Below are 11,810 nucleotides of genomic sequence, written 5' to 3' on the forward strand. Positions count from 1 at the left end.
AGGAGCTGATCGCGCTTGCCCTTGCTTGATTTCAGATAGAAATCCATCTGAAACTCAATACTGGCAAGCGCTATACGCTCCTTTTATAGCAAGGATCACTTCCGTAATCCTTGTGGGTTATTACGCGTCGCGCTTCTTGTCCAGCTCCAGCAGGCGAACGGCGTTGTCCTTGAGAATGCCGGGCATGACTTCGGGCTTGAAGCCCGCGACCTCGAAGTCCTTCATCCAGCGCTCGGGCGTGATCAGCGGGAAGTCGCTGCCAAACAGCACGCGGTCTTTCAGCAGCGTGTTGGCGTACTGCACCAGCTGCTTGGGGAAGTACTTGGGGCTCCAGCCCGAGAGATCGATCCAGACATTGGGCTTGTGCAAAGCCACCGAGATCGCCTCGTCTTGCCAGGGAAAGCTCGGGTGGGCCATGACGATCTGCATATCACCAAAGTCCACGGCCACATCATCAAGCAGCATGGGGTTGCTATAGGCCAGACGCAGGCCACCGCCGCACTTCATGCCGCTGCCGATGCCGCTGTGACCGGTGTGGAAGATGGCGGGCAGCTTGTAGTGGTTGATGACCTCGTAGATAGGCCAGGCCATGCGGTCGTAGGGATGAAAGCCCTGCACCGTGGGATGGAACTTGAAGCCCTTGACGCCGCATTCGGTAATCAGGCGCTCGGCCTCGCGCGCGCCCATCTTGCCCTTGTGCGGGTCGATGCTGGCGAACGCCACCATCATGTCGCTGTTCTCGCGCGCAGCGTCGGCAATCTCTTCGTTGGGAATGCGGCGGCGACCCAGTTGCGCCTCGCTGTCCACCGTGAACATCACCAGACCGATCTTGCGCTCGCGGTAATAGGCAATGGTTTCGGCGATCGTCGGGCGAAGTGAGCTGCCGAAGTATTTGTCCGCCGCGCGGTCGTATTCCTCGCCGTAGCTGTCAAAGGGGTTGCGGCAGCTGACTTCTGCATGGGTGTGGAAGTCGATGGCGATCAGGTCTTGATGATTCATGGATGGGCCTGCTTGTGTGAGTTACGAGTCAAATCAGCCTTAAGCGCTTGTCACGCCTGCGGAACCTGCTCTCGAAATTGAATAAAGAAATCAATGCTGGATGGGTTGGCCATGGCATCGGGGCTGGCCACCTTGGCGGCGTCCGCTCCCAGCAGCAGCTTGCGCACCGGCACTTCCATCTTCTTGCCCGTCAGGGTGCGTGGAATCTCGGCCACTTGCACCACCACATTGGGCACATGGCGGGCCGAAGCCTTGGTCTTGATGGCGTTCTTGATCTGGGCAATCAATTCGTCCGTCAATGATTGCCCCTCGCCCAGCGTGACAAACAGCGGCATGAAGGAGGGGCGGCCCAGATATTCGAGATCGACCACCAGGCTGTCCTTGACGGCGTCGAGTTCCTCGACCACGCGGTAGATTTCTGCCGTGCCCATGCGTATGCCGAAGCGGTTGATGGTGCTGTCGGAGCGGCCATAGATCACGGCCGTGCCGCGCTCGCTGAATTCAATCCAGTCACCATGGCGCCAGTAGCCGGGAAAGACATCGAAATAGCTGTCGTAATAGCGCTTGCCGCCCTCGTCATTCCAGAAGAACACGGGCATGGAGGGCATGGGCTCGGTAATCACCAGCTCGCCCACCTCGCCAATCACTTTCTCGCCCTGTTCGTTGAAGGCATAGGCGGCCACGCCCAGCTCGCGGCATTGAATCTCGCCCGCGTTGACGGGCAAGATCGGCGCACAGGCTACAAAACCCGAGGCAATGTCGGTACCGCCGCTGATTGATGCCAGCCACAAATCACTCTTCACGCTCTCGTACACCCAGGCATAGGCATCGAGAGGCAGTGGCGAGCCCGTGGAGTTGATGGCGCGCAGCTTCTCGAACTTTCTGCCCTGACTGGGCTGCACGCCATCCTTCATGCTCTTGATGAGAAAAGCTGCACCGCAGCCGAAGATGCTGACGTCATACTGGTCGATAAAGTCCCAGAGCGCCGCATCATTGGGCGCTGTCGGATTGCCGTCGGACAGCACCACCGTCGCACCGGCCAGCAGGCTGCCAATCATCAGATTCCAGACAATCCAGCCCGTGCTGCCCAGGAACATAAAGCGGTCGCCGGGCAGTACATCGTGCTGCAGGCGGTTGGTTTTCAGATGCGTGAGCACAATGCCGCCATGGCTGTGGACCATGGCCTTGGGCAGGCCGGTCGTGCCAGACGAATACACCACCCACAGCGGATGCGAGAACGGGACGCGCTCGAACTGCAGCGGCGCTTCATTGCGCGTTGCATCGCTCCAGCGCATGCAGTCGCGCCAGGGGACGCTCGCATGCTCTGCATCGCTGCCAAACAACGGGCCTGGCACATGAATGACCTGAGCAATATCGGGCAGGCCTTGCAACACCTCGTTCAGCACCTCGCGGCGGTCAAACTGCTTGCCCGCATAGGTATAGCTGTCGGTGGCAAAAATCAGCTTGGGCGCAATCTGCTGAAAGCGGTCCAGCACCACGGAGACGCCCATCTCCGGCGCGCAGCTGGACCAGACGGCACCAATGCTGGCACAGGCCAGAAAGGCCACCACGGTCTGCGGCACGTTGGAGAGGTAAGCCACCACACGGTCGCCGCGCTGTATGCCCAGGCCGCGCAGCGTTGCAGCCAGGGCGCCCACATCGCGCTGCAATTGCTGCCATGACACTTCTACCGGCTGGCTGCCCTCACAGCGCGCAATGATGGCGGGGCGTTCGTCTGTGGCATTGCGAAAGATGTGTTCGGCGTAGTTCAGTGCGGTATTCGGGAACCAGTCCGCACTGGGCATCTTGCGGCTGGCAAGCACCTGCGCCGGATCGCCATCGGCCTGAATGTCGAAGTAATCCCAGATGGAGCGCCAGAAGCCATCAATATCCGTGGCCGACCATTGCCACAGCGCTTCATAGCTCGCGAAGTCCTGGCCACGGTTGCCACGCAGCCAGTTCATGTAATGCCAGAGCCCACTGTGCTCCACCTGTTGCTGCGTGGGCGCCCACAACTGCTGCCCTTGTTCCACTGCCATGCTGTCTCCGAAACCCGAAATAGATATTTCTTATAACTATAAAAACAAATCAAACTCCTGCAACCAAGGGCAATCCCTAGCATGGGTCAGAAATTCAACTTTCCTACTGCTCTTACTGCGTGGTCAGCCACAGACCTGCACTATCCATACATGAGCAGACAAGGCTTTCTGCGAAAGAGATAAAGCCTGCTTCCATAAAAAATCCCCTGACCGAATCACCAGTCAGGGGATATCAATGCAACGGGTTCCATGCGTACAGCACCCGCAGCAGGCTAGGAAATAAAGACTCAGGCGGCAGCCGCTCCCTTGGCATGTCTTGAATCAGCCATACGCTTGAGCACGCGAGGGATGATCAACACCGCCAGCACGATGATGACCAGCGTCAGCGACATGGGGCGCTGCAGGAAAATCCACCAGCTTCCCTCACCGATAGAGACTGCGTTGCGCATCTGGGCTTCGGCCAGAGGGCCAAGAATCATGCCCACCACCACCGGAGCCGTCGGGAAGTCAAAGCGACGCATGATCACACCCAGCAAGCCAATGCCATAGAGCAGGAACAGGTCAAACGCGCTTTGGCGCATGCCATAAGCCCCCACCGTGGCGAAGATCAGAATGCCCGCATACAGCTGGGGGCGTGGAATCTTCAGCAGCTTGACCCACAGGCCCACCATGGGCAGATTCAGCACCAGCAGCATCACGTTGCCGATGTAGAGCGACGCGATCAGCGCCCAGACCAGCGCCGCCGAGCTGGTAAACAGTTGGGGGCCGGGGTTGATGCCGTAGTTCTGGAAGGCCCCCAGCAGCACGGCCGTGGTGTTGCTGGTGGGAATGCCCAGGGTCAACAGCGGAATCAGGGCCGCAGTCACCGTGGCATTGTTGGCCGCCTCGGGGCCGGCCACACCTTCGATGGCCCCCTTGGTGCCGAACTCGGCCTTGTCCTCGCCCTTGGCCAGCTTCTTCTCTGCGGCATAACTCAAAAAGGTCGGAATCTCTGTCCCGCCAGCGGGAATACAGCCAAACGGCGTGCCCAAGGCCGTACCGCGCAGCCAGGCGGGCCAGGATCGCTTCCAGTCGCGGCGGGTCATATGCACGCGGGTCAGCTTGTTCTGGGATTCCTCCACCTTGCCTTCATACATGGCCGCGTACAGCACTTCGGCCACGGCAAACAGGCCCACCGCCACCAGCACAATGTCGATGCCGTCCAGCAACTCCATCTTGCCGCCGGTATAGCGCGCCGCGCCGGAAATCTGGTCCATGCCGATGCAACCAGCCGCAAGACCGACAAACAGTGCAGTCATGCCGCGCAGCGAGCTTTGCCCCAGCACCGCACTCACAGTGGTGAAAGCCAGCACCATGAGCATGAAGTATTCAGGCGGGCCCAGCTTGACCGCAAAGTCCGCCACATGCGGCGCAAACAACGTCACGATGACGGTAGCAAACGTGCCGGCCACAAAAGAGCCAATGGCCGAGGTTGCCAACGCGGCCCCCGCTCGCCCATTCTTGGCCATCTTGTTGCCCTCCATGGCCGTGACCATGGAAGCGGTTTCACCGGGCGTGTTCAGCAAAATCGAGGTGGTCGATCCGCCATACATGGCGCCGTAGTAAATGCCCGCAAAGAAGATCATCGATGCCGTGACATCGACTTTGGCGGTAATCGGCAGCAGCATGGCCACGGCCACGGCGGGGCCAATGCCGGGCAACACTCCCACCGCTGTGCCCAGTGCACAGCCCACCAGAGCCCACAACAAGTTGGCGGGCGTGATGGCCGTGGCAAAGCCCGCCATCAAAGCGTTAAAAATATCCATTACAGCCACCCCGTCTGAGTCAGGCCCGGCAGATTGATGGCCAGGAATTGCGTAAACGTCCAGAACACGGGCGCCGAAATCAGTACACCAGTGATCACATCCTTGACCCAGGTTCCTGCCGCCGATACCTCAGGCTGATGCGCAGCGCGGCGCAGGCCCTGCACCGCCAGCACATAGCAAATAGTGCAGCTCACAATAAAGCCCAGTGTGCTGATCAGTGCCGCATTCACCAGCAGGCCAGCAGACACCCAGACAAAGGGCAGAATGTCCGCCTTGGGCTGACCACCAGGATCAGCGGCATGGCGAAAGCCGCCGGTGCGCGCTTCCCAAATCAGCATGGCTCCACAAATCGCCAGTACCACGGCACACACCCAGGGCAAGAAATTGGGACCCACGCCGCCATAGCCGGAGTCAGAGGGAATGCTCAGCGCGCCAAAGGCCAGACCGGCTGCGACCAGCAGCACACCTGCTCCCACAATGGTTTGCGCCTTGGCGGAGGGCACATTGGAGCTCTGTGGCTCACCGGGATCGGCATAGGCCGACACCTGTGCAGCCTCCGCCGCCCGGGCCAGATCTTGGAAGGAATCAGACATGATGAATGCGTTTGATTTCAGTGGTTTTCGGAACCCGTAAGAACGATCTCTGCAGCAGCTCTCACGGCATCATGGGGTTGCACAAACCCTGGCTTGCGCCGTTTCGGTGCAAGCCATCAATCAGTGCGAAGGGGAAAAATGGCAGGACATCACAAGATCAGGGCAGTTGCCGCCTGCCCTGTGCCATGTCCTGAAAAGGCCACTGCAGAAAGCAGCAGCCTGAGGTGATCATCAGATCATGCCGGACTTGGCCATGGTGGCGCGCAGGCTGGCGAACTCGTCGTCAACGAACTTGCCAAAGGCATCACCGCCCAGCCAGGCAGGTGTCCAGTCGTTCTTCTGCAGTGCTTCGGCCCAGGCCTTGCTCTTGGTGGCTTTTTCAATCTGGGCCACCAACTCGTCGCGCTGTGCCTTGGAAATGCCAGGCGCTCCGTACACGCCGCGCCAGTTGCCGATTTCCACGTTGATGCCCTGCTCCTTGAGCGTGGGAACATTGGCGGCGGCTCCCTTGAGGCGCTGGCCCGAAGTCACGCCAATAGGCTTCATCTTGCCGGTGGCAATGTATTCGGCAAACTCGCTAAAGCCGCTGCCGCCCACGGTGACGTTGCCGCCCAGGATGGCAGAGATAGCCTCACCGCCCCCACGGAAAGCCACGTAGTTGATCTTGGCGGGGTCCACGCCCACTTCACGCGCAATCATGGCCGCCGCAATGTGCTCGGTAGAGCCACGCGAGCCGCCGCCCCACTTGATGGAGCCTGGGTCTTTCTTGAGCTGAGCGATCACCTCGGCCATGCTCTTGTAAGGCGAATTGGCTGGCAGCACAAAGACGTTGTATTCGCTGGTCAGGCGTGCCAGAGGCGTGGCCTGGCTCAGGTTGACGGGTGGCTTGCCGGTGATGATGCCACCCAGCATCACCGCGCCCATGACCATCATGGCATTGGGATCGCCCTTGCTGCCGTTGACGAACTGAGCCAGACCGATGGCACCGGCTGCGCCGCCCTTGTTGTCATAAGTGACGGAAGAAGCCACACCCGCGTCTTGCAAGGCCTTGCCCAGAGCACGACCCGTCGTATCCCAGCCGCCACCCGGATTGGCGGGCAGCATCATCTTGATGGCAGTTGCCGCCTGTGCCGACAAAGGCAAGGCACCGACTGCCGCCATGGCAGCCAGAGACTTCAAAAACGTATCACGACGCATGGGTTGCTCCTTATGTAATTGGTGTGATGAATCATGGACAGCCTGCCTGTCAAACAGCTGTCCAAAAGCCTAGGACTATCCCCTAGTCAAGCGCCGAGGGTTCAAGACTTGCTCTGGCCACTTCAGCGCAGTGCTATGTTCTGCGCCATGCAATTACTGCTTGTTGAAGATGACTCCGCCATGCGCACCACGCTGCAGCGCACGCTGATGCGCCGCGGCCTGAATGTGGAGGTCGCAGCCGACGGCCCCAGCGCTCTGGCCCATTGGGTCAGCCGCGAGCCTGACGCCGTGGTGCTGGATCTGAGCCTGCCCGGTCTGGACGGCCTGCAGGTGCTGGAGCGTGCCCGCTCCCAAGGTCTGCGCACGCCCGTGCTGATACTGACGGCGCGAGGCACCGTGGGGGACCGCGTGCTGGGGTTGAATGCCGGTGCCGACGACTATCTGGCCAAGCCTTTTGACCTCGACGAACTGGAGGCCCGCCTGCGCGCCTTGCTGCGTCGCAGCCAGGACAGCTTCACACCCAAATCAGCCCCAGAGGCTTTAACACTGGGCGCATTGCGCTATGAAAAAGAAAGCGGCGCCATCTACTTTGGCGATCAGGTTCTGGAGCTGACTCCGCGCGAGCTGTCCATGATGCAAGCACTGCTGGCACGTCCCGGCCATGCCGTCACCAAGGAGCGCTTGTTCAGCCTGGTCTTCCCCGGCGAAACCGATGTGCAATATGAAGCCGTCGAAGTCGTGGCCTACCGCCTGCGCAAAAAGCTCCACGGCACCGGCGTGCAATTGGTGACCTTGCGAGGGCTGGGCTATCTGATCAAGGCCGAGGCCAGCGCATGAAGCCCACCACAGCAGCCAGTACAGCAAAGGCCAGTGCGAGCCAAGCACGCGCCCAGACGGTCTGGTCATTGAGGAGGCTGCTGCTCACCGGCATTTTGCTGCCCGTGCTGCTGCTGATTGCGCTCAATGCCTGGAGCCTGTATCAGCAAACCCTGTCCTCGCTGCACACAGCGTATGACAGAACCCTGCTGGCGTCGGCCAAAAGCATCAGCGAGCAAATTGGCGTCATCGGCTATGACGATGAAGCTCAGCTGCGCGCCATGGTGCCGTACTCTGCCCTGGAAATTTTTGAGGCCGACAACCAAAGCCGCATGTTCTATCGCGTCTCCACACTGGACGGGCAATTGATCTCGGGGTTTAACGAGCTTCCCTTCTGGCACGGCAAGATCCCCCAGCGCCCCCCTTATGCGGCACTGGTGGACTTCTACGATGACGAATTTCGTGGTCGCCCTGTGCGCGTGGCCGTTCTGCTGCAGCCCGTGGCCAGTGACACCGGGCGTGGCATGGCCGTCATTCAGGTGGCTGAAACGCTGGAGCTGCGCGAATCACTGGCGCTGCAGATTCTGCGCGACACCCTGATTCGCCAGGCCCTGCTGGTGCTGGTGGTGGCCCTTATCGTCATCATCGTGGTGCAGCGCGCCACCCAGCCCATACGCCAGCTCAGCCAGGATCTGCACAGCCGCGCCCAAGGCGACCTGAGCCCTTTATCCGCCCCCGAGGCTCCTCGCGAAATCCAGCCGCTGCTGGACGCCACCAACCAGACCATGCAGCGGCTGCAAAGCCTGCTGAGCAACCAAAAGCGCTTTGTACGCGACGCATCCCACCAGTTACGCACGCCGCTGGCCGTACTCAAGGCCCAGGTGCAATCGGCCAAGCGCGGCGATATTCCTCCAGAGCAGGCTTTTGTCGAAATGGATGACACCGTGGACCGCGCCACCCGCGTGGCCAACCAGATGCTGGCCCTGGCCAAAGTCGAGCAGTTGCGGCAAGAAGACCCCAGCCAGAACAAGCAGCTGCTCGCCCCCCTCGATGAAATCGTGCGTGATGTGGCGCTGGAGCTTTCCCCCCTGATTGCCGAGCACGATATGGACTTTGGCATTGATACCCAGACCTGCTGGGTACCTGCCCATGAGTGGATGCTGCGCGAGCTGACACGCAACCTGCTGCACAACGCCCTGCGCCACACGCCAAGAGGCGGACGCTTGCAAGTGGAAGTACGGCTGGAAGACAAGCATGCCGCGCTCAGCATTGAAGACAGCGGCAGCGGCATTGATACGGAATTGAGCCAGCGGCTGTTCCAGCCCTTTTCTTCGGGCAACACGCGCAGTGGCTCGGGCCTGGGCCTGGCCATCTGCCAGGAAATTGTGCAGACCCTGGGTGGCCAGATCGAGCTGCGCAATCTCTACCAGACACCTGGGCAGGTGCGCGGACTGCAAGCGCTGGTTCACCTGCCACTTCAGACCCCTCTTTCTGAATCCATGTCAGCACCTCGGGCTTGAAACAAGGATTGCAGAAGCTCATCCAGACCTCAAAATAGCGCCATGAGTGAAATTGAATCCATGCGTCTGGACAAATGGCTGTGGTGTGCGCGGTTCTACAAAACCCGCAGCCTGGCCGTGGAAGAAATTGGCAAAGGCCGCGTTACCGTCAACAAGGCCAATGCCAAGGCCTCGCGTGAGATTCGCCCTGGCGACACCATTACCCTGCGCCAGGGCAATATTCCCAAAGAAGTCATCGTGCGCGGTCTCAGCGGCATGCGTGGGCCCGCACCTGTGGCCCAGCAACTGTATGAAGAAACCGCCCAGAGCATTGCCCAGCGCGAGCAACTGGCCGAGCAGCGCCGCCTGGCCCCTGAGCCCGCCGCCTTTCTGGCCGCACAGCACACGGGCCGCCCCACCAAGCGGGATCGCCGTGAGATCGATCGCGTCAGCAAGGACTATCGCAGCAACGGCTGGGGTGATCGCTGGAGTGCCTCGATCGACGATTAAGGCCCTTGCGCACACGGGCTAAGGCAATAAAGCCTGATGCGCCGGCACGCTCTAGTTGTTTAGTGCCTGCTCCTCTTTGCTCGAATCGGTTGTTCATGGAGATACGAGAGACAGAAGGCGCAAGCTGCGCTCAATCCATAGGCTATTCATCTGCGCGCTGTGCAGCTGCACATCCACATCTATGCATAAAATCAGAGCTGCTAGCGCAACTCCAGCAAGGATTTCAAGGAACTTTCCCTTTGAAATCCTTTCTATACCTGCGTAAGCAGCTATCTTTTTAAGATCTACCAGCACAACCCCTAGCCCGTCGTGGCAAAGCCTTGCCGTACTTTCTGTACCGCCCAGGGCTTCACGCCTCGTCTCAAGCGCCCGTCTGCGATGGGCCGGGTCATTCGGTAGCTCTCGGTGATCTGCTCAATGGCACCGCCATCAGCTTCACTTCAAAGCTGATCTGCGCTGCACCTTCACCTGCCCAAGCCTTTCTTGCTTTTCCGCATTTACGGCGAACAACGCCCTTCGGTCTTTCTCTCTCGAATGCTCTCCACTTTGACTCTGCCCGCCTCGTTCAATACATCGACAGCAGGCCAGCGCCTGGCTCGCTATACCTCCATCGCCCTGCTGTCCATCAGCTCCATGGCTTGCACGGCCAAGATGCCGTTGCCCGCCTCAGGCGCTCTGACCCTGCAGGTCAGCAACCCCACCCGCGCAACCGAAGGCTTTAGCCAGTGCCCTCAGTTCTTTGCCAATGCCAAGCCGCCCGTGCTCAGCGATCAGCCCAAGCTGCGTGCGCTTTGCTATGACGCCTTTGCCATCTTGCACAGCGGCCAGAGCAAAACGCCGGTCTTTGTCGCCCAGCGCCTGAACAAAGCCTTGGTCGACGATGCCGATGAAAAGCGTACCAACCGCTTCTACAGCGATGCCCGCCTGCCCCGCGACGAGCGGGCCGAGCTTGATGACTACAAGCGCTCCGGCTACTCACGCGGCCACATGGCGCCCGCTGGCGATATGCCTAGCGCTCAGGCCATGGCGCAAAGCTTCTCTCTAGCCAATATGGTTCCCCAAGCCATCAAGCAAAACAGCGGCCCCTGGGCACGCATTGAAAAAGACACGCGCAACTACGCCCAACGTGCCCAAGGTGATGTCTACATCATCACCGGCCCGGTTTTCGAGCCCAACGCCTCTACGGTGGGCGACAACCATGTGCGAGTGCCCAGCTTTCTCTACAAGCTGGTCTATGACGCCCAAACTCAGCGAGCCTGGGCACACTGGCAAGCCAACGATGATGCCGCCCGAGTCACCCAGCCCATCAGTTACGAAGAGCTAGTGCGCCGCACAGGCATAGAGTTTCTGCCGGGTACACCGCTGCAAACCACTGGAACACGTCACCAGGCCTCGATTCCAGGCAGCACGAGCACGCAGCAGCGCTAAAGCTCTGCCCTCACAAAAAAGCCTGCTGGTGCAACCAGCAGGCTTTTTTCATTCATACCAATGTTCCAGAACTTAATTATTTCCCTGGCTTGAACAGCTCCAGCTCATCAGCGGTCAGCCAGCGCCATTGACCCGGAGCCAGATCCTCGGGCAGCTCCATCCCGCCGATTTTTCGGCGGTGCAAGCCTTCCACCCGATTGCTCACCGCCGCAATCATGCGCTTGACCTGGTGATATTTGCCTTCCGTCAGGGTCAGGTCCAGCACATGACTATCGACCTGCTCACAGGCAGCTGCCTTGACAGGCTTGGGATCATCATCAAGCACCACGCCGTCCAAGAGCTTCTGGATTTGCTTGGCATCGACCTCGTGCTTGCAGGTCACCCGATACACCTTGGAGACATGCTTTTTGGGAGAAGACATACGGTGGATGAACTGCCCATCATCGCTGAGCAGCAGCATCCCCGTCGTATCCTGATCCAGACGTCCCACCGCCTGAACGCCTTGCACCGCTCCTTTATTGGGTCGCAAACGCAGCGGAGAAGGCAGCAAGGTGTAGATGCTGGGATGGGCCGACGGCTTTTGCGAGCACTCAGTACCGGCAGGCTTGTTCAGCAGCACATAGCCTAGCTTGTGGTACTGCCACTCCACACCCTGCACCCGAAAGCTCATGCCTTCAGGGTCAATATCCAGCGTGGAATCCAGCACCTGCTCCCAGGATTCAGTCTCCGTATTCCACAGCTCTACCCACCCCTGCTGCACCAAACCGGAACAAACGCGGCGAATACCAAAGCCCTGTGAATACAACATATCCTGCAACTGCATACCTGACTCCTTCCCTATCCACTACTGCGCAAGCAATATCAAAAAATACTGATCCATCAAGTAAAAAACCCCGTAGTCGAACGACTACGGGGTTTTTCTCT

Annotated in this window: 10 protein-coding genes; 4 read left to right on the forward strand and 6 right to left on the reverse strand. The window is 59.7% G+C overall.

The window, feature by feature from the left end; genetic code table 11:
* Positions 1-120 precede the first annotated feature (120 nt).
* The 5 genes from AC2I9W_RS17290 to AC2I9W_RS17310 form a co-directional block, all read right to left on the reverse strand.
* The gene (locus AC2I9W_RS17290) at positions 121-999 is read right to left on the reverse strand and encodes an amidohydrolase family protein (protein ID WP_486411156.1); all 879 of its coding nucleotides are present in this window, start codon (positions 997-999) and stop codon (positions 121-123) included.
* 50 nt (positions 1,000-1,049) lie between these two features.
* Positions 1,050-3,038 carry an acetoacetate--CoA ligase gene (locus AC2I9W_RS17295; RefSeq protein WP_486411157.1) on the reverse strand — a complete coding sequence of 663 codons (1,989 nt, stop codon included), beginning with the start codon at positions 3,036-3,038 and terminating at the stop codon, positions 1,050-1,052.
* Between the two features lie 287 nt (positions 3,039-3,325).
* Complete coding sequence (locus tag AC2I9W_RS17300; RefSeq protein WP_486411158.1) at positions 3,326-4,843, reverse strand: tripartite tricarboxylate transporter permease; 1,518 nt, start codon at positions 4,841-4,843, stop codon at positions 3,326-3,328.
* Complete coding sequence (locus AC2I9W_RS17305) at positions 4,843-5,436, reverse strand: tripartite tricarboxylate transporter TctB family protein (protein WP_486411159.1); 594 nt, start codon at positions 5,434-5,436, stop codon at positions 4,843-4,845. The genes AC2I9W_RS17300 and AC2I9W_RS17305 overlap by 1 nt, the downstream gene beginning before the upstream one ends.
* Positions 5,437-5,667: 231 nt before the next feature.
* On the reverse strand, positions 5,668-6,633 hold the full coding sequence (locus AC2I9W_RS17310; RefSeq protein ID WP_486411160.1) for a Bug family tripartite tricarboxylate transporter substrate binding protein: 966 nt from the start codon (positions 6,631-6,633) through the stop codon (positions 5,668-5,670).
* A 135-nt stretch (positions 6,634-6,768) separates the two neighbouring features.
* On the opposite strand from AC2I9W_RS17310, the gene AC2I9W_RS17315 reads away from it, so the two are divergent.
* The 4 genes from AC2I9W_RS17315 (at position 6,769) to AC2I9W_RS17330 (ending at position 10,886) form a co-directional block, all read left to right on the forward strand.
* Entirely contained in the window at positions 6,769-7,470 is a 702-nt protein-coding gene (locus AC2I9W_RS17315) for a response regulator (protein ID WP_486411164.1), read from the forward strand.
* Entirely contained in the window at positions 7,467-8,969 is a 1,503-nt protein-coding gene (locus AC2I9W_RS17320) for a sensor histidine kinase (RefSeq protein ID WP_486411161.1), read from the forward strand. Before AC2I9W_RS17315 ends, AC2I9W_RS17320 begins: the two co-directional genes overlap by 4 nt.
* Before the next feature lie 42 nt (positions 8,970-9,011).
* Positions 9,012-9,458 carry an RNA-binding S4 domain-containing protein gene (locus AC2I9W_RS17325; protein WP_486411162.1) on the forward strand — a complete coding sequence of 149 codons (447 nt, stop codon included), beginning with the start codon at positions 9,012-9,014 and terminating at the stop codon, positions 9,456-9,458.
* 615 nt (positions 9,459-10,073) lie between these two features.
* Positions 10,074-10,886, forward strand: coding sequence for a DNA/RNA non-specific endonuclease (locus AC2I9W_RS17330; RefSeq protein WP_486411165.1), 813 nt, complete (start codon positions 10,074-10,076; stop codon positions 10,884-10,886).
* A 76-nt stretch (positions 10,887-10,962) separates the two neighbouring features.
* Here AC2I9W_RS17330 and AC2I9W_RS17335 read toward each other — a convergent pair whose 3' ends face one another.
* The gene (locus AC2I9W_RS17335) at positions 10,963-11,709 is read right to left on the reverse strand and encodes a 16S rRNA pseudouridine(516) synthase (protein WP_486411163.1); all 747 of its coding nucleotides are present in this window, start codon (positions 11,707-11,709) and stop codon (positions 10,963-10,965) included.
* Between the last annotated feature and the right edge of the window lie 101 nt (positions 11,710-11,810).

This window comes from Comamonas sp. FUJ_7 (assembly GCF_057369555.1).